The organism is Nostoc parmelioides FACHB-3921, assembly GCF_014696625.1.
GTDB classification, from domain to species: Bacteria; Cyanobacteriota; Cyanobacteriia; order Cyanobacteriales; family Nostocaceae; genus Trichormus; species Trichormus parmelioides.
In genome coordinates this window covers 122,203-145,891 of sequence record NZ_JACJQL010000007.1, presented here as the reverse complement: position 1 = coordinate 145,891, position 23,689 = coordinate 122,203, and the positions used below count along the sequence as shown (strand labels likewise).

The 23,689-nt window shown below is 41.6% G+C and carries 20 protein-coding genes; 7 read left to right on the top strand and 13 right to left on the bottom strand.

Features of this window, described 5'->3' with window-relative positions:
- Positions 1–18: 18 nt before the first annotated feature.
- Complete coding sequence (locus tag H6G14_RS07630) at positions 19–1,374, bottom strand: UDP-N-acetylmuramoyl-tripeptide--D-alanyl-D-alanine ligase (RefSeq protein WP_190566484.1); 1,356 nt, start codon at positions 1,372–1,374, stop codon at positions 19–21.
- Positions 1,375–1,570: 196 nt separating this feature from the next.
- Between H6G14_RS07630 and H6G14_RS07625 the strand changes: the two genes are divergently transcribed.
- Positions 1,571–1,951: a hypothetical protein gene (locus H6G14_RS07625; protein ID WP_190566483.1), complete on the top strand. Its 381-nt coding sequence runs from the start codon at positions 1,571–1,573 to the stop codon at positions 1,949–1,951.
- Here the strand turns inward: H6G14_RS07625 and H6G14_RS07620 are convergent.
- The gene (locus H6G14_RS07620) at positions 1,948–5,793 is read right to left on the bottom strand and encodes a CHAT domain-containing protein (protein ID WP_242053370.1); all 3,846 of its coding nucleotides are present in this window, start codon (positions 5,791–5,793) and stop codon (positions 1,948–1,950) included. The genes H6G14_RS07625 and H6G14_RS07620 overlap by 4 nt on opposite strands.
- Positions 5,794–5,923: 130 nt before the next feature.
- On the bottom strand, positions 5,924–6,220 hold the full coding sequence (locus tag H6G14_RS07615; RefSeq protein ID WP_190566481.1) for a hypothetical protein: 297 nt from the start codon (positions 6,218–6,220) through the stop codon (positions 5,924–5,926).
- 112 nt (positions 6,221–6,332) lie between these two features.
- On the opposite strand from H6G14_RS07615, the gene H6G14_RS07610 reads away from it, so the two are divergent.
- Positions 6,333–6,503 (top strand): hypothetical protein, encoded by a 171-nt coding sequence (locus H6G14_RS07610; RefSeq protein WP_190566479.1) that lies wholly within the window; start codon positions 6,333–6,335, stop codon positions 6,501–6,503.
- Positions 6,504–6,575: 72 nt separating this feature from the next.
- On the opposite strand, the gene H6G14_RS07605 is transcribed toward H6G14_RS07610, so the two are convergent.
- The 3 genes from H6G14_RS07605 to H6G14_RS07595 all read right to left on the bottom strand — a co-directional run bounded on the left by H6G14_RS07605 (position 6,576) and on the right by H6G14_RS07595 (position 8,419).
- Positions 6,576–6,944, bottom strand: a complete 369-nt coding sequence (locus H6G14_RS07605) for a hypothetical protein (protein ID WP_190566477.1) — start codon at positions 6,942–6,944, stop codon at positions 6,576–6,578.
- A 715-nt stretch (positions 6,945–7,659) separates the two neighbouring features.
- Entirely contained in the window at positions 7,660–8,106 is a 447-nt protein-coding gene (locus H6G14_RS07600) for a tellurite resistance TerB family protein (protein WP_190566475.1), read from the bottom strand.
- A gap of 175 nt (positions 8,107–8,281) precedes the next feature.
- Positions 8,282–8,419, bottom strand: a complete 138-nt coding sequence (locus tag H6G14_RS07595; protein ID WP_041456794.1) for a hypothetical protein — start codon at positions 8,417–8,419, stop codon at positions 8,282–8,284.
- Between the two features lie 562 nt (positions 8,420–8,981).
- Here H6G14_RS07595 and rfbB point away from each other — a divergent pair.
- Together rfbB and H6G14_RS07585 are read left to right on the top strand one after the other, a co-directional pair.
- Positions 8,982–10,052, top strand: a complete 1,071-nt coding sequence (rfbB, locus tag H6G14_RS07590) for a dTDP-glucose 4,6-dehydratase (RefSeq protein WP_190566473.1) — start codon at positions 8,982–8,984, stop codon at positions 10,050–10,052.
- A 23-nt stretch (positions 10,053–10,075) separates the two neighbouring features.
- A complete protein-coding gene (locus H6G14_RS07585) occupies positions 10,076–10,951 on the top strand; it encodes an alpha/beta fold hydrolase (protein WP_190566471.1) in 876 nt (291 codons plus the stop codon).
- 133 nt (positions 10,952–11,084) lie between these two features.
- Here H6G14_RS07585 and H6G14_RS07580 read toward each other — a convergent pair whose 3' ends face one another.
- From H6G14_RS07580 to H6G14_RS07570, 3 genes are read right to left on the bottom strand one after another with little or no spacing between them, the layout of a single operon-like run.
- Entirely contained in the window at positions 11,085–12,677 is a 1,593-nt protein-coding gene (locus H6G14_RS07580) for a hypothetical protein (RefSeq protein ID WP_242053369.1), read from the bottom strand.
- The gene (locus H6G14_RS07575) at positions 12,667–13,623 is read right to left on the bottom strand and encodes a lysylphosphatidylglycerol synthase transmembrane domain-containing protein (protein WP_190566469.1); all 957 of its coding nucleotides are present in this window, start codon (positions 13,621–13,623) and stop codon (positions 12,667–12,669) included. Before H6G14_RS07575 ends, H6G14_RS07580 begins: the two co-directional genes overlap by 11 nt.
- 12 nt (positions 13,624–13,635) lie before the next feature.
- Positions 13,636–14,622 (bottom strand): glycosyltransferase family 2 protein, encoded by a 987-nt coding sequence (locus H6G14_RS07570; RefSeq protein WP_197535804.1) that lies wholly within the window; start codon positions 14,620–14,622, stop codon positions 13,636–13,638.
- A gap of 1,130 nt (positions 14,623–15,752) precedes the next feature.
- On the opposite strand from H6G14_RS07570, the gene H6G14_RS07565 reads away from it, so the two are divergent.
- The 3 genes from H6G14_RS07565 to H6G14_RS07555 are packed head-to-tail and all read left to right on the top strand — an operon-like array spanning position 15,753 to position 16,846.
- A complete protein-coding gene (locus tag H6G14_RS07565; RefSeq protein WP_010994220.1) occupies positions 15,753–15,962 on the top strand; it encodes a DUF2997 domain-containing protein in 210 nt (69 codons plus the stop codon).
- 39 nt (positions 15,963–16,001) lie between these two features.
- Positions 16,002–16,388: a DUF1257 domain-containing protein gene (locus H6G14_RS07560; protein ID WP_011319404.1), complete on the top strand. Its 387-nt coding sequence runs from the start codon at positions 16,002–16,004 to the stop codon at positions 16,386–16,388.
- The gene (locus H6G14_RS07555) at positions 16,388–16,846 is read left to right on the top strand and encodes a ferredoxin (RefSeq protein WP_010994222.1); all 459 of its coding nucleotides are present in this window, start codon (positions 16,388–16,390) and stop codon (positions 16,844–16,846) included. Before H6G14_RS07560 ends, H6G14_RS07555 begins: the two co-directional genes overlap by 1 nt.
- 377 nt (positions 16,847–17,223) lie before the next feature.
- Here H6G14_RS07555 and H6G14_RS07550 read toward each other — a convergent pair whose 3' ends face one another.
- The 4 genes from H6G14_RS07550 to H6G14_RS07535 form a co-directional block, all read right to left on the bottom strand.
- Entirely contained in the window at positions 17,224–17,508 is a 285-nt protein-coding gene (locus tag H6G14_RS07550) for a YiaA/YiaB family inner membrane protein (protein ID WP_190566467.1), read from the bottom strand.
- A gap of 610 nt (positions 17,509–18,118) precedes the next feature.
- Positions 18,119–19,696, bottom strand: coding sequence for a DUF4335 domain-containing protein (locus tag H6G14_RS07545; protein ID WP_190566465.1), 1,578 nt, complete (start codon positions 19,694–19,696; stop codon positions 18,119–18,121).
- A 25-nt stretch (positions 19,697–19,721) separates the two neighbouring features.
- Positions 19,722–20,327, bottom strand: coding sequence for a DUF3038 domain-containing protein (locus tag H6G14_RS07540; protein ID WP_010994225.1), 606 nt, complete (start codon positions 20,325–20,327; stop codon positions 19,722–19,724).
- Positions 20,328–21,053: 726 nt separating this feature from the next.
- Positions 21,054–23,471 (bottom strand): endonuclease MutS2, encoded by a 2,418-nt coding sequence (locus tag H6G14_RS07535; protein ID WP_190566464.1) that lies wholly within the window; start codon positions 23,469–23,471, stop codon positions 21,054–21,056.
- Between the last annotated feature and the right edge of the window lie 218 nt (positions 23,472–23,689).

The following is a 23,689-nucleotide window of genomic DNA, read 5'->3' as shown; positions in this document are numbered from 1 at the left end:
CGTTTAAAAAAGCCCCACCTAACTAGAAAACTCAGCCCGTAACTGACTCACTACCCGATCCAATCCCACAGAATGAGCCGCCTTAAACAACAAACGATCGCCCCCCTGCACAAATGTCGTCAATCGAGCAACCAAATCAGCATGGGTGGCAAAACACTCAGATGGGATTCCCTCAGCACTTCTGGCGATCGCTTCCGCATCTTCACCATCAACTAACACCAGCAAACCATCTAATTTTAAATTCCGTACCGTTTCCCCTACCCGTTGGTGTAACTGTGCTGATCGCTCGCCTAATTCTTTCATCGCTCCCAACACCGCAATTTTCCGTTTCCCTGGTGTATCGGCTAATAACTGCAATGCTGCTAACATCGCTTCTGGTGCAGCATTATAAGTCTCATCTAATATTAAAACATCATTGGGCAAACTAAAACGCTGCGATCGCCCAGTCGGCATATTCACCGTAACACCAGCTTGTAAGCTTGACCATTCAATCCCTAACACCTTCGCCACCGCCAAAGCTGCTAAATAATTAGTTGCATTGTGACGACCAGGTAAAGGTAAAGGTAGACGTAATCCAGCCACTTCCACAATGGCATTATCAACTAGGGAACCTTGAATATCCCCACCAGACAAACCATAAGTTAATACTTCCCCTGACCAAAATTTCGCCGCCGTCGCCATCAACAAAGGATTATCATGGTTGAGAATCGCTACACTATCTTTGGGCATTTCGGCTAATAACTCACATTTTGCCTCAGCTATTGCCACTTCTGAACCCAATAACTCAATATGTGCCGTCCCGACGTTGGTAATCACCCCAATTGTGGGACGCGCTATCTGTGCGAGTTCGGCAATTTGTCCCCTACCCCGCATCGCCATTTCAATCACGGCGTAATCATGTTCAGCATTCAGTTCTAACAGGGTTTTCGGCACACCGATTTCGTTGTTGTAATTGCCATAAGTCTTGAGGACATTGCCTTTTGTCTCCAACACTGCGGCGATCAATTCTTTGGTAGTGGTTTTCCCTACCGAACCCGTCACCCCAATCACTGGTATATCGAAGCGATCGCGCCACCATCTACCCAGTTTTTGATAAGCCTCTAGGGTATTGCTGACTTGTAAGACAGGTAATCCTGGGTTCTCGTAATCATCATCAACAATAGCCGCGATCTCACCACGAGCGATCGCTGTCTGGACAAACTCATGTCCATCAAACTTTTCCCCCCGGAAAGCCAGAAAAACTTCCCCAGGCTTGATAATCCGCGTATCTGTTTGGATACCACTGCTAACTTGTGTCAAAGCAGCTTCAGATATATTTACCGGACGAGCTAAAAGAACATCAATTAGTTGATTTAAAGTAACAGACCAAGACATATAAAATTCAAAATTCAAAACTAAATATGCCAAAGAAGGTGAACTCCTTTGGCACACCTAGTATATAAGCTATTTGGTCATTATGACTTGCTAATTACCAGAAAGAATGTGACTTTACCCTTAACTTTGTCACACTAGAGTCATGACAATGTACAATCGTCTAGTTATTTGTGTATTTACTGCCTAAAACTATTAAATGCTTACCGTTACACCAGAAGAAATTAGCCAGTTTCGCAGCCAGTTGGCAAATAGCCCAGAGGCTTTAGCGGCTTTAGATGCTATAGAAGAGTGTGAGGGAGATTTGGAAGCCGCAACACAGTTAATTGCTATTGAGACAACCGACGCAGAAGTTAGCTTGAGAGGAGATTCAAATTATTTAGAGAAATTAGCCGAAAAACTCAGCAATATTATTTGTCAGGAAGAATTTGACGAGTTGATAACGGGAGTATTGACTGCGGCGATCGCCTATCTCGCAGCTAGTGGTAATATTCCCGTAGCCTTGGCAACTCCAGTAGTAATTTATGTTGTCAAAATCGGCAAGAAGCAGTTTTGTGAAACTGCCAAACCTGAATCTTAAAGCCCTGTAGCTGTAAATCCTGCCCAGTAAAACGGTGCTGCAAAAGGGTGGGGTTTGCGCTTGCTGGTTCTTTTTAATATTGCTCTAGCGACTGGCTGCTTTTCTTTGGGAAGTTGAGCAAAAATTTCTTCAATTTGTGGATGATATTTAACTAATAGTGCTGCAAATTCTTCTGTGGTTAAATTTCGTAGCCATTCTTGTGCTTGATTGAGTGCTAAAGAGACATTATTTATTGTTTGCAGGTTTTCATAAAATTTCATCATCAAAAATGCTGTAGATAAATCGCTGACAGTCCACAAACTACTGACTACAGCTTTACTACCAGCTAACAGAAAACCGCTAGGTAAACCAATATATTCATCACTGGTATTGTCAAAATCAATCAATCCAGTTTCGCAAGCGGAAAGGGTAACGAGGCGACATTTTTCTAATTGCAGAGCAAAGATTTTATCTAGGGTAAGACATTTTTCTAAATCGTGAGTTTCTCCTGCTCGCACATTTAAGTAACGTTCAGAGTCTGGTTTTGTTGATGTGTCTGCTGTGGGTGCATTTGCTAAAATTAGGGCTGATTTACCAGCGTTTGTTAAGTTAAAATACCCGTGACAGCTAAAGTGGGCGCAGTGGTAAGTATTTAAGTCGCAATTATTAATTGCGGTGAGTGTCGCATCTGTTTTTTTCAAGACGTTGGCAGGATTAAAGTAGCTTTGAATAACTTGTACTTCTAAATCTGTATAATTTAAATCACCTGTGGGGTTTTGAATCGCAAACAGGGATTGAAAATCAGGACGTTGGCGCTGTTGTACCTGTTGCAGTAGTTGACAACTGGGTGCATAGCTGACACCACTAGGAAACAAATCTAGAAGACAAGACGAATTTTCAGAACTTTGATTTACTGGCAGCGCATGAAGGGGGAATAAATGCAAGAATGTATGGGGAATTAGGATGAGTTGATCGCAGTGCTGTGGTATCCGGGTTAATATTTCATCAATGTGCAGAATCGAAGCTAATTCTTTGAGTGATTGCCCTAAGTTATTTAGCCATTTGTCTTTTTGACTATAGTAGTTTCGTAAATATTGAATTCGCCAATTTACTAAAGCTTCTCGGTCTTCTGGTTGGGATTGCCAAACTGTTACCTCTCCTTGTTTTGTGACAATAAAAGCCAGAATTTTGTCATTGAGAATATACCACTCGATAATGGCTGTACGGTCATCCAAAGTAGGCTGGAATGAATCAAACTTGAAACCATAACCAACAGGTAAATAGCGGTTTTGCAATTCATTACGCTGTTGTCTCAATTGTTGCAGATGTTGTGCTAGAACTTGGGGATTTTCAGCTTTGCTATTTTGGATTTGATATTGTCCTGTGGCTATTTCATCCCTGTATGTTTCTAGTTGAGTGACTACTTCTGGAGGGAAGATGGTTGTAGAGTCACGTTCAAGAATTTGTTCAACTAAACTGCGGGTTTTACTACGCTCAACATATTCAATCGCTGCCGTGATATTACTTAATTTCAAGCAAACTTCTACTATGCGGCTATAAACTTTGTTAAATTGTTCCGCTTGTTTACGTTTGCTTTCTTCACCAGATACTATTTCTGACCGTAAAGATTCTACTGTGTCAATAGCAGACTTAAAGGCATTGTATGCTAAATCAAACCAATTTACATCTTGGTAAGTTCTTCCCAGTCCAAACAAAGTTTCTGCATGGTTTTGAGGCAAAGCTTCTCTAGTTCTGACAGTTAAAGCAGCAGTATAAGCAGCGATCGCATTTTTGATGTTATCTGCCTTGTCTCCTTTGATTCTCAAATAGTAGGCAATTGCGAGATTATTTTGCGTCATTGCCCAATCTTGAGGCAAAGCTTCTCTAGTTCTGACAGTTAAAGCAGCAGTATAAGCAGCGATGGCATTTTCGATGTTATCTGCCTTGTCTCCTTTAATTCTCTCCCTGTAGGCAGCCGCGAGATTATTTTGCGTCGCTGCCCAACTAATAGGCAAAGCTTCTCTGGTGTAGACAGTTAAAGCAGCAGTATAAGCAGCGATGGCATTTTCGATGTTATCTGCCTTGTCTCCTTTGATTCTATCTAAGTAAGCAGCAGCGAGATTATTTTGCGTTCCTGCCCAGTCTTGAGGCAAAGCTTCCTTATTTCTGAAAGTTAAAGCCGCAGTAAATGCAGCGATAGCTTTTTCGATGTTATCTGCCTTGTCTCCTTTAATTCTATTGCGGTAGGCAAGTCCGAGATTATTTTGCGTCGCTGCCCAACTAATAGGCAAAGCTTCTCTGGTGTAGACACTTAAAGCCGCATTAATAGCAACGATCGCATTTTCGATGTTATCTGCCTTGTCTCCTTTGATTCTATCTAAGTAAGCAGCAGCGAGATTATTTTGCGTTCCTGCCCAGTCTTGAGGCAAAGCTTCTCTGGTGTAGACACTTAAAGCCGCAGTAAATGCAGCGATAGCTTTTTCGATGTTATCTGCCTTGTCTCCTTTAATTCTATGCCTGTAGGCAAGTCCGAGATGGTTTTGCGTCATTGCCCAACTAATAGGCAAAGCTTCTCTGGTGTAGACACTTAAAGCAGCATTAATAGCAACGATCGCATTTTCGATGTTATCTGCCCTGTCTCCTTTGATTCTAGAATAGTAGGCGGAAGCCAGATTATTTTGCGTCATTGCCCAATCACGAGGCAGAGCTTCTCTAGTTTGGAAACTTAAAGCAGCATTAAAAGCAGCGATCGCATTTTCGATGTTATCTGCTCTGTCTCCTTTGATTCTATCCCTGTAGGCAAGTCCGAGATTATTTTGCGTTCCTGCCCAATCAGCAGGTAAAGCTTCTCTAGTTTGGAAACTTAAAGCAGCATTAAAAGCAGCGATCGCATTTTCGATGTTATCTGCCTTGTCTCCTTTGATTCTATCCTTGTAGCCAAGTCCGAGATTATTTTGCGTTTCTGCCCAATCACCAGGTAAAGCTTCTCTGGTGTAGACACTTAAAGCCGCAGTAGAAGCAGCGACGGCATTTTCGATGTTATCTGCCTTGTCTCCTTCAATTCTCTCCCTGTAGGCATTTGCGAGATTATATTGCGTCATCGCCCAATCTAGAGGCAAAGCTTCTCTGGTGTAGACAGTTAAAGCAGCAGTATGAGCAGCGATCGCATTTTCGATATTTTCTGCCTTGTCTCCTTGAATTCTATCTACGTAAGCAGCAGCGAGATTATTTTGCGTTGCTGCCCATTCTAGAGGCAAAGCTTCCCTGGTTCTGACGGTTAGCACGATTTCATAGCCAGTGATAGCAATTTCCAGATTGCTAGCTTTGTCACCCAAGGGGAATTGCTGAATTAGATTGCTAAAATCGATAATAATTACTGCTAGCTTTTCTACCTCATGTGCTTCTACTTTCCCCAGTGCTTTTGTCACCCAACGGCGCAATATTTCGGCTAACACTCCGTCGAGTTTGTCTGTATTCTTTGCCAGCAAGGGGTAAACAACCTGGGAATCACCTTTGCCGTCTGCGGTTGCTTGTAGTACCTGCATCAAGAATTGGTAATATGTCTGTATCTTCTCATCACTGAAAGATTGCAAATCTACTTTAGTATTTAGATTCAACGCTTCCCTTAGTTGCGTTGCCAAACCTTGCAACCAATTTGCTGTATTCTCATCCCCTTGCTGTGAAAACATCTGTGCTACTTCTTCTACCGTCTGCACAAAGCCAGCATCAAGTAATTCTTGGTTTACTGCTAAAATCTCCGCTTCTTCACCACTGGGAGAATCTAACAGGCTGCGAATAAGGTTGAGATAGGCTTGCTGACGCTGTTCGTTCATGGATAAGGGCGTGAGGCGCAACATAATCATGAGAATGATTCAACGCTAACGCCCTTAATTCCAGAAAAGTGTAGAATTTCATCACAGGTGATGTGTTTCCAGCAACGATCGCTCATCCCCCTACATCTACATTCAACAAAAAACTAGCTACTGAAGCTTATTAACTCAGATTTTTGCCAAACTTACTTCTTTTTTCTTTCATGATTTCCAGAAAGTCTGGATCGTCCTGAAAAATTCCAGCAAACTTCATGAGAGGGCTTTGAGAAGTAACTGGTTGTATCGGCACTGGAATCTGAATGATTTCAGCTTTAGCTAGACGCTGCTGTAACAACTGCTGAACTTTTTCGACTGCACCTTGTTTAGTTTCATCACTTATTTGGCAATCAGGAACTTCTAAGACAGTGGCTGTGGTAAAGCCATCAGCTCTACTTTCTAATAAAATATTCCAATTATCCACTTTTATTTACCTAGCGCAAGTTTAACAAGTTAAATTTAGAATACCTTCTAATTATACCGATTTTCAAAACCTAAGTATAGAATACTTAGTAAACATATTTTAAAGTAAAATTATGTGGGAAGATCCAGTTATCGAAGAAGTTTATCAAGCTAGACAATCTCATTCAAATCAATTTAATAATGACCTACAAGCAATTTATCAAGATTTAAAAGCACAAGAAAGAAAGAGCAAGAGAAAGTTTGTTTCTTATGTTCCAAAGTTATTGAAAGATGTTTCTTTGTAGAGACGTAGCATTGCTATTTCTCTACAAAGGTTTCGGGTAACGCAGAATTAATTTCTACCAGATGTCTAACGACTAACTAACAGCCTCAACTAACTTTTTGCGACTAGGACGCTTACGCTCTGATTTTTTCTTAAATCCCACAGCTTGAGCCTGATCACTATCTGAGCCATACTGTCCCCGTACAACTTCTTTCATAGCTAACACCGCATTGTGAAATTCCCACTCCGCTAATCGAGCCGCATCAGCCGCAGCACGGTATAAAGTTAGTTTCTCAACCTCGGCTTTTTGAGCATTTAACATTGCTTGATAAGATTCCTCTAACTTGCTCGTGGAAGCATCATCTCGGCTAGTTTGATAATTAGTGATCGTTTGCAAGCCGTGGAATGAATTAATATCTTGATCAATGGCAGGAGGAGAGAGGCGGCGGTTTGTGTTTTGCATGGCCGTTAATATACCCGTAGTGAACTATATATTTAGCGTGTCAATTAAGACATAAAAATGCTTGAGAAAATACACGTAATTAACGCCATCTGCAACTTAATTTTTGACACACCTTCCCCAAGACGCAAAGCCGCTAATCTCCAAGTACCCCTCAGAGGATGTTTGAAAAGTCATGATTTATGTATCAAATATTTATTAACCCACCCTATAGACGCGTATGATATTCTGCCCGTATGTATTGGCTACGGTGTACACACAAGTCACCAGTTTTATCTCAATACCCTTGAGATAATCCAGAAAACCCCCATTGTAGAGACGCGATTCATCGCGTCTAAAAAATTGATCCTGCAAAGCGACGCAATCACAAATTTTCCAGAGAATCTATAAATATAGTTTTGGGTTTGATTTTTAATCAAAGAGAGTCGATATTATTTTTCTATAAGACAATACATTATTAATGCAAAGCAATACATTGTGAATGCAAGCCCATACATTATTAATGCAAGGCGATACATTGTGAATGTAGCAAATTACATTTTATGTATAGCTATTGCAATTAAGAATCGCAACTGTAACAGTAATATAAATTGAGCTAAAATTGCCTTTGTGAAGAGAAATCGGTTTATACGCATAACCTTGCCGCCCTTCATAGGAAGCATAAACCTGCCATTGCGGCAAAGTTATGAGTAAAGTCACAAACAATTTTTTGATCAGCTTAAATCTGGTTTTTGAGTGACATGGTTTGTAAAATTCGTATTGCTATATCAGGAGAAATACCCAAGGCTTGATATAAATCGTTTAAAAAGTTTGTTTCTTCTTCAGTAACGTGATTTTCACTCAAAACCAAGTCACTGGCTACAGCAAAAGCCGCTTCTCGTAACTCTGGAGATAAAGATTCTTTCGCCAAATTAAATAGGGCATTAAAACCGTCTCGCCTGAGAATTATCAAAGTTTTCTCACACAACTGGGCGATCGCTTCTGTAGAGTAATTTCTCAAAGGCTTTGAGCGAGACAGTTCACAAGAGATAGAACGCTCTTGTTCATAAGATAAATAACCATCTGGCGCTGTTGCCAATAAAACGATAGCAACAAAAGCTTCTGTTGAACTGAGTACCTCTGGGGCTTGGTTTTCTCTGCCCAGGAATGTGTCTAATAAATTCATGATAGTCGCTCCTGGTTGGTGTCTCAATAGCGGTACAGTTACCCGTTTGTTTTTGGCTTACAGATAAGTCTGCATCGCTGTGAGACTTAACATAATTTAGTGTTCCCAGGATTTTTGTATAGCGAACACTAGCACCTAATGGGTTGCGACTAAAAGTATACCTTTAGGAGTGGATTTAATGTTCTCCTGTCTTCTCAATCGTTTCAATCACCGCCAAACCTATACCAGAAGCTGTAATCAACAGTACTACTGATAGCAAAAAGGCGCTGGTTAGCATCCGCAAGGCTTCATCGAAAAAAATATAGGTGGTCATTGCTTCACCTGCTGAATTCTGTGCTGCTAGTACTTTTTATTTCTCCACCTCCTGAGTCAGGAATTCCGTTGAGAAACTGCTAGCAATTGCATCTTAACAAAACTTTAGCTCTTTCAGTTTATGAAACAAAATATTTCTTTCTGAAGATTCGATGAAATTAGCCTAGATTTTGTTGCTTACAGTACTGAAAAATTTTTTATGAGAAGAATCAGCTATCTCTATCGCTCTTACTTTAGTTGATGGGGAGTAAAATAAAACACTTATATTCTGCAAATAGCTCTAAATCCTAATAAACAGGCATAAAATTCATAACAGCCAATTTTTAAGTTCTCAATCGCTAAAATACATAGCAGACATTTTGAGGAAATTTACTGATAAAACAAAACTTGTAGACCTTTGCTTTTACATCAGGTCAATTATGAGAAAGAATTAAGAATTTATTTACAAAATTTATATATTTTCAGTCTAAAGATGGAAGATTTTGTCAACGGTAAACTTTATTGATATTGTTTCTTGTGAATTATGCGGTGTTTTCTCCCCAACTCAAGCAAAAATAAAATCCATGATACAAAATGATACAAAATTAGTGACAACATCTGTTCCGGCTGTACCTATTCTGATTACAGGTGGTGCAGGCTTTATCGGCTCCAATTTCGTCCATCATTGGTATGAACAGTACCCAGGCGATCGCATAATTGTTTTGGACGCGCTCACCTATGCTGGTAATCGCCAAAATTTAGCAGATATAGAAGGAAAAGCAAATTTACGTTTTGTAAAGGGAGATATAGGCGATCGCGCCCTCATTGATCAGCTACTAGAGGAAGAAAAGATTCAGGCGATCGCCCACTTTGCAGCCGAATCTCATGTTGATCGCTCAATTGTCGCACCAGATGCTTTCATTCAGACCAATGTCGTGGGTACATTCACCTTATTAGAAGCTTTTCGCCATCACTGGACAAAACAAGGTAAACCTGCAAACTACCGCTTTCTCCACGTCTCCACAGATGAAGTTTACGGCAGCCTTGAACTAGATGATCCAGCTTTTACAGAAACAACTCCTTACGCACCCAACAGTCCCTATTCCGCCTCCAAAGCAGGTAGTGATCATCTAGCACGAGCTTATTATCATACCTACGGTTTACCAACCTTAATCACCAACTGCTCCAATAACTACGGCCCCTATCACTTCCCCGAAAAATTAATACCCTTGATTTGTCTAAATATTCTCTTAGGTAAACCTCTACCTATTTATGGAGATGGGTTAAATATCCGCGATTGGCTTTATGTTGCAGATCATTGCCGTGCCTTAGATATTGTGATTCATCAAGGTAAGCCAGGAGAAACCTATAACATTGGCGGTAATAACGAAATCAAAAACATTGACCTCGTTCAGATGATCTGTGAGTTAATGGACGAATTAGCCACTGATTTACCCGTTTCTCCCGCCAATAAACTAATTACCTTCGTCAAAGACCGCCCCGGACACGATCGCCGTTATGCGATCGATGCGACAAAAATCAAAACAGAATTAGGTTGGGAACCCCAACAAACAATCTCGACCGGATTACGCCACACCATCCAATGGTATTTAACTCATCGCCATTGGTGGGAAGCACTTTTACCAAAGGAGTAGGTCAAGATTGAAAGGGAAAAATCATGTTCACCAACTTTGAACAAACCATAGTTGATACAACAGCAGCTCGAATCAATTTAGTCAAAGCTGGTCACGGCCCGCCACTACTTTTATTACATGGCTATCCTCAAACTCATGTTATGTGGCATAAGATAGCCCCTCCCTTGGCTGAAAACTTCACCGTAGTCGCAACTGACCTGAGAGGATACGGCGACAGTTCTGCACCAGTAGGTATGCCCAATCACATCAATTATTCCAAACGGGTGATGGCGCAAGATCAAGTCGAGGTCATGTCAAAGTTAGGATATGAACAATTTTATGTTGTCGGTCATGACCGAGGAGCGCGAGTTGCTCATCGTCTGGCTTTAGATCATCCTCACCGCGTCAAAAAACTAGCCTTACTAGATATTGCACCCACCAATAAAATGTACAGGACAACCGATCAAGAATTTGCCACAGCTTATTATCATTGGTTCTTTTTGATTCAACCCGATAATTTACCAGAAACCTTAATCGGAGCCAATCCTGAATACTATCTACGCAACTGCTTAGAAAAATGGGGTAGAGATTTTTCAGCTTTTTATCCTCAAGCTTTAGCCGAATATATACGCTGCTTTTCTCAGCCTGCTGTAATTCATGCGACCTGTGAAGATTATCGTGCTGCGGCCACAATTGATTTAGAACATGATGAACTCGACATGAAACAAAAAATTCCATGTCCACTGTTGGTTTTGTGGGGTGAGAAAGGAATTATTGGGCGCAAATATGATGTGTTGGCAACTTGGCGAGAACGGGCAATTGATGTAAGCGGTCAGTCTCTACCTTGTGGACATTTTCTGCCAGAAGAATCTCCAGAGGAGACTTATCAAGCTATTTATAAGTTTTTAACTCACTGTTAATCCAGGGATTTTTGGGATTGGTAATGGGTAACTAACAAACGAGTTTTCACCTTTACCATCCCTCAGATCATCTAAACTGCGATCGCCATAGTAATGGTTGTAATGAAAACCACATCAAGCTGGTTTTAGCATCCTAGCGATAGAAAAATCCCACAGAGTATAAGTAACTAATTGTCACCCAAACAGCAGCGATCGCCATCACCGTCCAAGCAATAAGTAAAATGTAATAAATAAATTTTAATGATGGATTGTCAGCTACATCTTCTGCTAAGAAAGTAAAGGGTAGAAACCCAAACCGATTATATTTACGCAAATATCGCCCTGTTTCTGGAGCAATTCGAGTGGTGCATCGAGCAGATAAAGAATCGTTGAGCAAGCAGCCTACATTTAGGAATCGCTGTGCTAATCGAAAATCAAGCCGAGAACCAGGAACATTTACTTGTTTCTGAGTCACCTCCATTTGATGAGGCATAGCTACTGAAGCAAGCTGACAGACAATAGCAAGTACAATTATTCCCCGCACCAACCAACCATATAGCTCCCGCCTATTCAGCAACCATTGAACAAGCAAACCAAGTAAAGGAATCATCAACAGGTGTGCAGAGGTAACATGATAGCGAGATGCCCAAGCAGAATCGCCATGCCAAAACACAAAGCGACTGTAAGCAACTAAATGTAAGCCTACATTTATCCCTATCGTTACCAAATACCACTGTAAGAAGGGATGGAGTTTGCGCCATAGTAACACTCCGATTACAAGACATGGAATTAGTAGAGGATCATAGACAAAAATACTTTTTGCTGGAGACAGTAGTACCCCCAAAATACCTTCCGATGGCGGATTAATTAAAGGATAATCAGGTGGTAGATTAGGCAGCCCAGACCAAACAGGGTCAGTTGCTAATTGCTGTTGCTCTGCCATTTTGCCATTAATCCAGAAGCTTCCATAACGCAGATAGTCAACATAGCGACTGAGCAACATTATAGGTAAATATCCCCCAAGCCAAATGCCAATTGCTTTTACTACCTCTTGCCACTTACGGTTTTCATAGAAAACGCAACCGCTAAGAAACAGCAGGACAGTTAAGGCATGTAAGGTACTAGTAGTACGAATTAAAAGTGCCAGTCCTAAAGCCGCACCACTTAACACCGCAAGATAATTTTGTTTTTTCAATACATACGCTAAAGCAGCCGCATAGCCCACAACGACCAAAACCAGCAGTTGATTATTATGCTGAGGCGCTTGAGCATAATGCAAAACAGTAGTTCCTAGAAACAATATAAGACTACTAACCGCAGCAATCAGCGAGTCAAAATTAAATAATTTCAGCAACCAATAAGATGCCACCACCACGGCTGCGTTAATGGGTGCAAAGATCAAGAAAAGCACAGTCCATTGTCGCCATGTTTTAGAAGCGATCGCCGGAAAAACTTGATGTAACTGCTGTCCTACCCAGTCACCAGGCAACATCAGCATCGATTGTCCAACTTCATAGGCAATTACCCGTTTACCACCAGCCCCAATCACTCCAAATTGAATATCTCCCCTAACTTTGGCTTGATATCCTGGCGGTGGAGCAACTTCCTCTGTACCTGTCCACCAAGCATGAGCCATATTTAGCCTAAGAGTAGTGTCTAAAAACAACTCTCCAGGGACAACAACCATAGCCCACAACAAAGCAATCAGAGCCACCTTAACTATAGGATTTAAAGTTTTAGTTTTCATATTGTTTTGCAGGTTTCACCCAATGAAGATAAAGGTAAATGCTGAGTCCAACTAAAGTTACGCCTCCAAATAGGAATACCTGAAACGCAATAGCCGCAGCTACTGCCTGGGCTGGTTCATATCCAAATAAGCTGAGAGTAAATGTATAAGAAAACTGATATGTTCCTACAAATCCTGGGGCTGAAGGTAACAGCGTACTCAAACTAGTCACCCCCATCAGCACCAACATTTGATACCAGTTGAGCGTTACACCTACTGTTTTCATGATTGCCCAGAGGGTAAAGCCTTCTAATATCCAAATTCCCAATGTATATAACACCGCCAAAGAAAACCCGGCTCTGCGGCGGATGGAAATCCCTTGTTGGAAATTAGTTAGACGGTTAGCGATCGCAGGTGGTAAATAGGTAATTCCACGTTTTCCTAGATCAGTATCAACAAACAACATTCCCAGCACAATGCTGCCAAATAGCAACGCGCCTGTTGTTGTCAGTGTACTAAGAACAGGTTGGGTGACAAATAAGCGCCCTATCGCCAGACATACCACAACCGCCACTCCATCCAGCACCCGCTCTACTACAATAGAAGCGATGACTGCGGTTCGAGATAAACTATAGCGCCGTCCAGCAAAATCAGCCCGAAACAATTCTCCCAACCGGGCAGGTAAGAGTGTATTGGCCGCATAGCCTACCATCAAAGCACTGCCAACTTGCTTAAACGATAGCAACTTCAAGCTCTTCAATAATGTCTGCCAGCGAATAACCCGCCCTACCATATTGAACGCATAACAGCCCATAGCGACTAGCAGCCAAGGTAATTCAGCTTGGCTTAACACTGCATTTACCTGTGCCGCACTCGTCTGCCGAAACGCTAACCACAGAAAAATTACACCAATAAGTAACCCTATGATGCCGCGTAGCCACTGTTTAAGAGCGGTTGAGGTTTTCATATCAAAACTTATTTATTTGTGGGTAGTAAAAGCTGGGTAAGACAAGTAAATCATCCGCTTCATCTCCCGTCTTCCCCGCGCCACCGAGTCTAAAATTATCCCACAGGTGAGGCTAAGAAAAGCTAACACTGTCATAGATGCTGACAAAATTGCTGTAGGGAATCGTGGCACCAAGCCAGTAGCTAGATACGTTTCTAGAACAGGTAGGATCAGCAACGTTGCTATCAGCATCAAAATTACAAACCCAATACCAAAGAAAAGAGCAGGACGCACTTCTTTAAACAGAAGGATTGCAGTTCCTAAAATACGCCAACCATCGGTAAAAGTTTTTAATTTACTATTGGAACCGGGAGGACGCTCGCCGTACATTGTCGGCTCCTCCGTAAACGGTAGTTTTAATTCCAGTGCGTGTACTGTTAATTCAGTTTCAATTTCAAATCCGTTAGATAAAGCCGGGAAAGATTTGACAAAGCGTCGGGAAAAGATGCGGTACCCGGATAACATATCCTTTAATTCCGCGCCAAATAACATTCGCACAAAAGAAGTAAGCATCCAATTTCCACCCCGATGCCCTGGACGATAAGCACTACCTGTTTTACCCCGTCGAGTACCCACCACCATATCAAGGTTTCCCTTAACCAAACAATTGATTAGATGCGTTACAGCCTCAGTCTCGTAGGTATTATCGCCGTCTACTAAAACATAGATATCAGCATCAATATCTGCAAACATCCGCCGAACTACATTGCCTTTCCCTGGAACAGCTTCATGGCAGACAATTGCACCTGCTGATGTTGCCACTTCAGCCGTATCATCTGTAGAACAGTTGTTATAGACATAAATTTCTGAATCTGGAAGGAATTTCCGAAAATCAGATACGACCTGGGAAATTGTTAAGGCTTCATTGCGGCAAGGAATTAAAACCGCAATGCGATACTCAGTTAAATACATAGACTGCAAATTATCAGTCAACTTATGGAAAGATACCTGATTTTTCATAAAGTATTGATATACTAAAAACGCTGAATGCAGGACTTTTGCCCAGGCAAATAAAACTTCACCTGTTAATCTCTTAGCTATTTTTAAAGTAAATCTTCAACCAGCTTGTAGTATACCATTGATGATTAATGTGTTCATAATGAGAAACTTCTGAGAAAAAGACAGAGAACACCGCAAAAAAGTTATAGTTCTCTTTTTTAAATTTCTATAATCTGCTTTTAGTTTCAATCTTTTTTTAAAACATAGCTTGCCTCTGCAAATAAATTAACAATTTACGAGAAACTAATATTTTAGAATACCAGTTAAAGCTATATAGGTAAAGTTTAAACAAATGAGATTTACACAGTTACTTTAAAATTAAAGAAATGATGAATTAGAACTAACTGGCAATGTCAGTTTCCCTGGTTTTGGTTGAACATAGCTTCTTTAAAGTTTAATTTAACCCTAGTCCCTCAATGTCGCTTGATAAAAAAGTTAAGAGATTGTTGCTTTAAACAAAAGATTAATTAATGAAGTTAGGATTTAATCGGCTAAAACATAAAGGAAATATATTCTCCCATTAGCAGTGTCATGTGTTGGTGATGCTGAATAGACTAACCTCGATACCAAGACTACTAACAGTGAAATCTGCAAAAAATCTCTTGTCACATGGACACTTCCTCATCATCTGTAATGTCTTTTGTATAGATAAATACTTAGTGCTGAGATTACAGCATTTTTGCTTTTGTAATCCTTAACTGCGGCTAACACAGTGCAGTATTTCCCATCCGAGAATAAGTCAAAGCCGATGATAATGATAAGAATTTTCAATAAATTTGCTATTTTTACAGCCGACACAGCTAGCTATACTACCCCTAGTGTTGATTTTTCAACGCTTTTTCAGCCAAAACCATCAGCACAAGATTACCTTGACTTATAGATTAGGTTAAGAGAAACTAACTAATGACAGATGTGTTGACTTATAAAATTAATAATTTTTGTAAACTTTCTGAGATATTTATTTTGAGAGATGGAACATTAGTTAAAAAATGGCAAGTTTGTATCTAAGTAACAATGTTCCTAGAGCTATACACATAGCTTGCTGCTAAGGCAGTACAATTCAAGCGGACTTATTGCGGTTGGCTAAGAGTATGGAAACATTAGAATTCATTATCTATCCAGACGGTCGGGTACAAGAAACAGTCACTGGCATTGTAGGGGCTTCCTGTGCTGAGGTTACAGCAGCAATAGAAGCACAGCTAGGGCAAGTACTCACTCATGAGCCAACCTCGGAATTTTTCGCCACCCAGGTTCAGGAATCTAGCCTGGCAAATACGCAAACTACTTACAGCGATTGGTAAGTTCTCACAGCAGTTCATTGTCGTTGATTTACAACCACCATGTCACACTTTAGCCAAATTAAGACTCAGATCCGTAACCTCGAATCTTTACAAGAAGCGCTCACAGATTTGGGCATAGATTGGAAACCAGGCCCACAAGAAGTGCGCGGCTATCGCGGTCAGACCCATCCTGCGGAAATTACCATTGAGCAGGAAAATGGCTATGACATCGGCTTTAGATGGAATGGCAAAGAATATGAGCTAGTGGCAGACCTACAATATTGGCAACAAAATTTGTCAGTTGATGGTTTCTTACGCCAAGTTACCCAACGTTATGCTTACCAAACAGTAGTGAAAGAAACTGCTCGTGTAGGCTTCCAAGTCTCCGAACAGCAAAAAAATGAAGATGGTTCTATTCGCCTAGTTGTACAGCGCTGGAGTGCGTAATGGCTGATTTTCTGCCGTCGCCAGAACAAGAAGACAATCGTTCCGGTTTTGAGCCAGAACTAGGGGGTTTTTTGCGGGATGCCCCGGAGCGTTCTGGTTTTGAACCAGAATTGGGCGGAATATTGCGGCAAAAAGGTGTTTATGTTGACGAGATCACCTGTATTGGTTGCAAGCATTGCGCTCATGTGGCGCGGAACACATTCTACATTGAGCCTGACTATGGGCGATCGCGTGTAATTCGTCAAGATGGGGACGCGGAAGAAGTTATTCAAGAAGCAATTGACACTTGTCCGGTTGATTGTATTCATTGGGTTGATTACACCGAACTCAAAAATTTAGAAGAAGATCGTAAATTCCAGGTAATTCCTGTTGTTGGCTACCCAGTAGACCATGCAGTTGCAACTACCGAAAAGCGGCGGCGAAAGCAAAAGTCAAAAAATAAAAAATCCCGTTATTAAAATAAAAAATTAACTCCATAAAAGTAAAAGGACTGTTCATAACAGCCCTTTTATTTTTGTGATTTTTTAAGTTTCAATTTATAGCCATAAGGTGATACGCACCTAAATCAAATATTCTTGCGTCAGGGCTGTCCATAGTCAAGAGTCCAGAGTCAAAGGCTAGCTTGGACTCTGGACTTTTGACAACCTGAGTGCGAAATATACAATTTAAATGCGTAACAGCTTAGCCAGATAGATTAGGACATCAAGCAAGGCTTTCAAATCTGTCAACAGACAACCGTCAACAGCTATAGCATCAATCCGGTATGCACCTTTGATGATTACTCCTGAGCCTAAACTCGTTTCATGCCCTTAACTAAGTTGAATTTAGCTGTATTTTATTTAAGATTCAAAGGGTCATGTTGTGACAACAACTTTTCTACTTTCGCCTCATCAATGCGCGCAGCTAATCTTCTGGCTTCATGCAAATCTCTAGTGGTTTTAGCTAGAGTAAAAGTTGAACCAACAGAGAAAGCCAAACCCATACTCATAAAGCCTTTTACCCAGTTATCTACAGGTAAGTTGGCAATTCCAAAACTGGTCATAGAAATAGAAATCAAAAAAGCGGCCCATGTTTGAATAACCCAAGCCGGACTATCTTTCTGAGTCCCAATAGTTTGCATATTTTCCACCTTTGATAAAATTTCTTAAGAATAATTATGTGTGTTTTTTAATGTTCCATCGGTTGTTGAATGTTTAATAATTAACGTGAGTTCGACGAATTTCAAAAACCCCTCTCCAAACCTCTCCCCTGCAAGGAGAGAGGCTTCAAAACCCTAATTTGTCCTTGATATTTCGGAATATCTAAGCCCCTCTCCACGTCGGAGCGAAAAGTCTGGGCGGAGGTTTCCTCCGATGGCTTCGCCAACGCTAAGAGCGAACAGAACTTTTCAAGACAGAGGGGTTTGGGGAGAGGTCATCGAACCGACGTTAATAATTAAGATTAAACTTGATTATATTGATTACTAGATTCACTAGTTTTTATACTCAATCCACTTTATTAACTGGACTCAGAAAGGTAATTTTTAACTAATAAAAATAAGTAAAAACTGGCACAGCAACTGTACCAGTTTTAGGATTGTCATCAATCTCTAGTTCATATTCTCAAAGTTTCAGTTTTGACTAAGCTAATGCGTGCCTAAATTGCATAACTACTAATAAGGGTTGTTGACTGTTGACTGTTAACGGTCAACAGCCTTCATGATGGATTATGCAACTTAAAAGCAGAATAGCTTATTCAGTCTCTGGAAAGGTTTGTACCTTGCCATCTGGACTGAGAAGAACCCGAATCCTTGTCATTTGCCCAGAGCGATTAGCAGAAACAAAGGGTTCTCCAATCGCAGGCATCCCAACTAGATCAACATAATCTCTAGCTGCCTTGCCTAAAGGTAAAATCCGCTCAATTGAGCCATCTACACCCAGCATGACGCTATACTCTAGGGTTTGTGCAAAGCCTGAGGGTGGTTGCCAACGCTTTTTGAAAAACTCCCTGGCTTCTGCTACCTGTGGTGTATCAAATAGTGTGCCAGTGTTACTCGTAGCAATGTCACCAGACGAAGCTGTCTTGGGTTCACTTCTCGAACCATCTATTAATGAACTAGTGTCAGCTAACTCTGGGGAAGTATTGACTCTACTTCTTGCGGCTTGTGAGGTTACTGGTGAGTAGACCTGAGGAATTGCATTGTTAGGTATGGTAGCTAGTGGTGGCGGTACTGGTGGGATACCAGATGAAATATTACCTGTAGAGGTAGATAATCTGGGGGGTAAATTCCGCTTGAGAGTAACCCCTGCTGAGTTAATTCCCCCTGAGGGATTTGGTTGAATGGCAACTTGTTGCCCAGGTATAGTAATGCCTGGATTGCCAGAGATTGGTGGAATGTTTGTCTGTGGTATATTTGATGTCTGTTTTGAGGTTACAGAATTGGGAGGTAAAGCAGAATTACCTGGGAAACTGGTGTCAGGAGATATGAGGGGAGTTGTCGGTAAACCAGTATTGGGAGGTGGTGGTGGAGCCGAACCTAAAGGTAAAGACAACGAATTATTTGCAGGGGCTAGTTCAGATTGAGGAGCAGGAAAATTAGGTAAGGTTGGTTGTAAAGCTATTTGTTCATCGTTGGGATTGTTGTTTGTCGCTGTCTGCTGCTCTTTTTGTTTGGTGTTATTAGCATATTGCCAAGTTAGAGGCGTTAAACCTAAAGCTAATACTAATACGGCAGCAACAGAAGCCCAAGCTGGGAAAGGGACGACAGAACTAGTTTTATTGAGAGATGGTAATGCCATTACGTCGGTTGAATATTCATCTAACGCTGTTGCTAGATCGAACAGTTGCAGCAAACTTAGTTGAATAACATAGCCAGATGCTTGATTAGCTAAGGAACCAAGAAATAAATTGTGTGTTAAATAATCGCCCGGTTCTAAATAGATTTTTGTCCCTGGTATTTGGGGTATAAAAGATTTTGTGGTTTTAGATAAGAGTGAAGCTTGATGAAAATCTGTTAATTCTTCAGTAGATACTTTAGTTGAATCTTCGAGTTCAGAGACATTAAAACGAAAACTATCTGGGGGTTGTTGGAGAAATTGCTGTACGTAAGTGGTGACAGCATCACATAGGGCTTCAAGTTGGTCGCGATCGCCTCGAATGGGTACTCTGTTTTCTTCGGGCAATTGCGGGTCATCAAAGCGCAACTCAAAGGTTAAGTGTCTAAGTACTGGTTTCCCCATCCAACGTGACAAAGGGGAGCTTTGCGCCAATACTTCTAGCGTACAAGTAGGTGGTGTGTAGCGACGAATGACAGAATTAGATAGAGGCATGGCAGGAACTGCAAAGGAGATGTTTTCAAAATTTTGCGGAACGGTCGATGAGTGCTAGCCAAAGACGGCGGTGTCCACCAGGAGCGCTATAAAACAGCAAATCCACAAGTAGTTTCAGCGCTAGGTTAGTTAGTAAATCCGTCGAGATTTGCTCGTCCTCTTCCATCCGCTCTTGGTAGGTGTTGCAGAAAGCATCTATGTAGTCTCCAAGTAAAGCAGCCTGATGAGGTTCCCGATTTTTTTCCGCCATTTGTTCTAGTAGACCCACCGCACGACGAATTAATTCCTGGTGCTGTTTGGCGAGGTAGCAGATGATGAGAACAAGCGATCGCGCTTCTTCTACATCCAGCTTTTTCCGCCCTCCTTGACCTTTGCGTAGAGGGTTTGACTGACGCAAGCGCCATAAGGCTACGCGGTCTGGCACTTTCGACTCCAGATTCAGGCTGGTTGCCGCCGAGAGCATAGCCTCAGAGCCAATTCCCGTCAGGGTTTCCAGTGCCAACAGTACCAAGTCTAACTGAGTTTTGATGTTGTCCCATTCAACAACATTTGGAGTTGGGAGTTTAATTAAGTCCTCCCATTGGGAATTGGGAGTGGCTGGATCAGCGGCCGATTGCATAACTTTAAGCATAGGTGATCAGGCTGGTAGGGGCTGTTGCTGTTACCCATTTTGAAACCAGACTCTGAATAATTAGAGTTGGTTTCCTCTAAAAGAGGCAGGAAGAAGGAGGGAGGAGCAGCAGGGGACAGGGAGAGAAATTTTTACTCGCCATTCAGAACTCACCACTTCCTACTCCCTTGTTCAAGTCAGAATGTGAAAAAGTTTGAGTATGAGTCTTTGCTTGATTCTTAACTGCACTATCTTTTCTGAACTTTGGTAAACAGCAATTGTCACTGTCTTACTCTACTTGATGAAAATTTATTTTCAACAGTGTAGAAAGTGAATTGTCATGGTAAAATATACTTAATTATTATCTCCTAATTAAGTACTTAAGTATAAATAAATATAATCAGAAAATCTAATGTCTAATTATTAACAATAAGCTTCATCAAAGAATGAATAATTAGATACTCGTGATTCAATTAGGACGTTAGTCAAATTTATTGATACAGGCTTAATAAATAAAATTCATCAAAGAAAGGAATGCGCGTCTAAATTGCATAACTACTAATGAGGGCTGTTGACCGTTGACAGTTAACCGTCAGCAGTCAACAAACTATACAAGTGACGATGTAATTAGGACTTACGCACCCAGCTTGTCTGTTGAGACTAGGTGTAAGGGTATAGGATGGAGGGGTTAAAGCAGAATTTCATAATTTTTCATTTGAAAACCCAGTCCCTAATCCCCAGTCCCTTTTACGAAATATGCGCGACTGTCACCCCACTACCACCGTCGGATTGTTCTGCTGGCTCGTGACGGCTAACTCTAGGGTGTTGTTCTAAAAAGGCGTGGACACCTTGACGGAGTTTGCCAGTACCATGTCCATGAATAATCCAGATTGGGCCAGTTGCTTCAGAAATGGCTTTGTCTAAAATGTATTCGGCATCTGCTACCCGTTTACCTCGTAAATCCACAGTATTTTTGGAGGTACGAATTGCTAAAACCGGTTGGGCTGGTGGGGGTGGAGTAACTGGGGCTGGCTTCGCTTTGGTGATTGGTTCAGGTTTTTGACCATCGAGAGATTCGATATCTTCTAGCTTCACCGTCATTTTCATAATGCCAAAGCGGACTGTTAACTCACCATCTTCATCTGGGGCGGTTAACACATCGGCTGTTTGACCAAATTGGGAGATGCGAATGCGATCGCCTATTTTGGGTACAAACCCCGGTTTTGCCTTTGGTGGTGGTGCTGGTTGATATTTTTGGGCGATTTGATTGAGGTTGTTGGTTGCTTGCTGGGCATCTTGGGCTGTGGCTGTACCTTGCTGCAAGCGGCGAATTACTTTGGCGATTTCACCTTTGGCTTGGGTAATGGCTTGTTGTACCGCTACTTCCTGGGAAGCCCGCAGAGACTGTTCTCGCTCTTGTAATGCCGCCGCTTTGTTAGATACTTCTTTATACAAGCGTTCTGCTTGTTGTAATATTTTCTGTGCTTCTGCGGCTTTGGTTTCCTGGCGACGACGTTGGGCTTCTAAGCCAGCAATTACCAAGTTCACCTCGTCACTGGCTTCTCCCACTTGGGTTTTTGCCTGTTCTACCACTTCCGCCTTTAATCCCAAACGTAGGGCGATCGCTAAAGCATTGGAACGTCCAGGAATACCCCACAACAAACGATAGGTAGGCGACAAAGTAGCATCATCAAATTCTACGGAAGCATTTTCAAAACGCTGATCTTCATATTTCAGGGCTTTTAATTCGCCAAAGTGAGTTGTAGCCACAGTTAGCTGGGCATGATCGGCTAGATATTGTAAAAGGGCGATCGCTAAAGCACTCCCTTCCGCCGGATCTGTACCTGCGCCAACTTCATCGAGTAAAACTAGGGATTGGGGATGAGATTCTTCCCTGTCCCCAGTACCCAGTCCCTGTTCCCCAGTCCCTAAAGCATTTAAAATCCGGCTAATCCGGCGGATATGCCCAGAAAAAGTCGATAAACTTTGTTGTAGGGATTGTTCATCGCCAATATCTGCTAATACTTGGTCAAACCAAGGAATTTCCACTGGTTCACGGGCAGGAACGAATAAACCCACCTTGGCCATTAAGGCTGCCAGTCCCAGGGTTTTTAATGTTACTGTTTTGCCACCAGTGTTAGGCCCTGTAATCGTCACTACCCGGATATGGGGGCTGATTAACAAATCCACCGGAATCACAGCATGACCTTGTTCGTGCTGTTGTTGCCAAACCAACAGGGGATGGTGTAACTGCCGCAAGGTAATGATTTCTTGTTCCTGGCGGTCAATAAATCTAGGGGGATTGGCTTTGAGCCATAAACTATATCTGGCTCTAGCAGTTGCCATATCCAAAGTCGTGACAATTGCTAATAACCGTTCTAAATCAGGTTTAACTGCTGCTACTTTTTCCGTCAATGCGCGACGAATCGCTTCTTCTTCGGCTTGCTCTTTTCTAATTGTCTGCCGCAGTTGGTTACCCATCGGCACAACAGAATTAGGTTCTATGTATAACGTCGCCCCACTGGTTGAGGTGTCATGAACAATACCGGGAATAGCATCCTTCTGTGGTGCTTTGACGGGAATAACAAAGCGATCGCCTCTTTGGGTAATCAGTTGTTCCTGAACCGCGTTAGATTTTACTTGTAAAATATTTTGCAGCTTTTGGGTAATCTGACTCCGCAATTTCCGCAATTCTGTACGGATGTCACCTAATTTCGTGCTGGCACGGTCTGTTACTTGCCCCCGTTCATCAATACAGCGATGTATTTCCTGTTCTAGTTCAGGGTAAGTGCGTAACTCAGCCACCAACTCAGTTAAAATTGGTATATCTTCTTGGTTATCAATTATACGTCGTAAATTTCTAGCACCTGCAAGAGTAGTAGCGATCGCCAAAAGTTCATCTCCAGCCAAAATCCCTTGCAGTTCTGATCTTTCCAAGGAATCACCAATATCTTGGATACCCTCAAAAGATAAACCGCTTGCCAGACGACTTTCCAGTTGATAAACTTCTTTTGTCTGTTCTAACAACTGCTCACTTGCTGCTTGAGATGCAGGAATTTGCAGATGAAGAGATGCGATCGCCCCCAGTTTAGTTGCCGCAAATGTAGAAAGATGCTGACAAAGGCGATACCATTCCAGTAGTTCTAAAGTTTCAGATTGAATCAAGGCTGCAACATCAAATCTGAAGTGATCGTAACAATTCTAGCCTTTCCATAGCCAATTATTAAAGGTAAAAATGAATTAAGTGTCATTTGACCGTTAACAGTTAACAGTTGTAATTTTCCCTTGATTCAAATAGATAAGGACTTACGCACTAAACTAAAAAACTCTTCTGAGGGTGGTCAATAGTCCACAATCCAAAAACCCTGATTTTGACTATTGAC

Bases quoted from the DNA above. Each gene is read 5' to 3' on its own strand.
- rfbB (WP_190566473.1), top strand. From the start codon at position 8,982: ATGATACAAAATGATACAAAATTAGTGACAACATCTGTTCCGGCTGTA.
- H6G14_RS07570 (WP_197535804.1), bottom strand. From the start codon at position 14,622: ATGAAAAATCAGGTATCTTTCCATAAGTTGACTGATAATTTGCAGTCT.
- H6G14_RS07600 (WP_190566475.1), bottom strand. From the start codon at position 8,106: ATGAATTTATTAGACACATTCCTGGGCAGAGAAAACCAAGCCCCAGAG.
- H6G14_RS07605 (WP_190566477.1), bottom strand. From the start codon at position 6,944: ATGCAAAACACAAACCGCCGCCTCTCTCCTCCTGCCATTGATCAAGAT.
- H6G14_RS07620 (WP_242053370.1), bottom strand. From the start codon at position 5,793: ATGATTATGTTGCGCCTCACGCCCTTATCCATGAACGAACAGCGTCAG.
- H6G14_RS07585 (WP_190566471.1), top strand. From the start codon at position 10,076: ATGTTCACCAACTTTGAACAAACCATAGTTGATACAACAGCAGCTCGA.
- H6G14_RS07595 (WP_041456794.1), bottom strand. From the start codon at position 8,419: ATGACCACCTATATTTTTTTCGATGAAGCCTTGCGGATGCTAACCAGC.
- H6G14_RS07610 (WP_190566479.1), top strand. From the start codon at position 6,333: ATGTGGGAAGATCCAGTTATCGAAGAAGTTTATCAAGCTAGACAATCT.
- H6G14_RS07555 (WP_010994222.1), top strand. From the start codon at position 16,388: ATGGCTGATTTTCTGCCGTCGCCAGAACAAGAAGACAATCGTTCCGGT.
- H6G14_RS07630 (WP_190566484.1), bottom strand. From the start codon at position 1,374: ATGTCTTGGTCTGTTACTTTAAATCAACTAATTGATGTTCTTTTAGCT.
- H6G14_RS07625 (WP_190566483.1), top strand. From the start codon at position 1,571: ATGCTTACCGTTACACCAGAAGAAATTAGCCAGTTTCGCAGCCAGTTG.
- H6G14_RS07580 (WP_242053369.1), bottom strand. From the start codon at position 12,677: ATGAAAACTAAAACTTTAAATCCTATAGTTAAGGTGGCTCTGATTGCT.
- H6G14_RS07560 (WP_011319404.1), top strand. From the start codon at position 16,002: ATGTCACACTTTAGCCAAATTAAGACTCAGATCCGTAACCTCGAATCT.
- H6G14_RS07540 (WP_010994225.1), bottom strand. From the start codon at position 20,327: ATGCTTAAAGTTATGCAATCGGCCGCTGATCCAGCCACTCCCAATTCC.
- H6G14_RS07565 (WP_010994220.1), top strand. From the start codon at position 15,753: ATGGAAACATTAGAATTCATTATCTATCCAGACGGTCGGGTACAAGAA.
- H6G14_RS07545 (WP_190566465.1), bottom strand. From the start codon at position 19,696: ATGCCTCTATCTAATTCTGTCATTCGTCGCTACACACCACCTACTTGT.
- H6G14_RS07575 (WP_190566469.1), bottom strand. From the start codon at position 13,623: ATGAAAACCTCAACCGCTCTTAAACAGTGGCTACGCGGCATCATAGGG.
- H6G14_RS07550 (WP_190566467.1), bottom strand. From the start codon at position 17,508: ATGCAAACTATTGGGACTCAGAAAGATAGTCCGGCTTGGGTTATTCAA.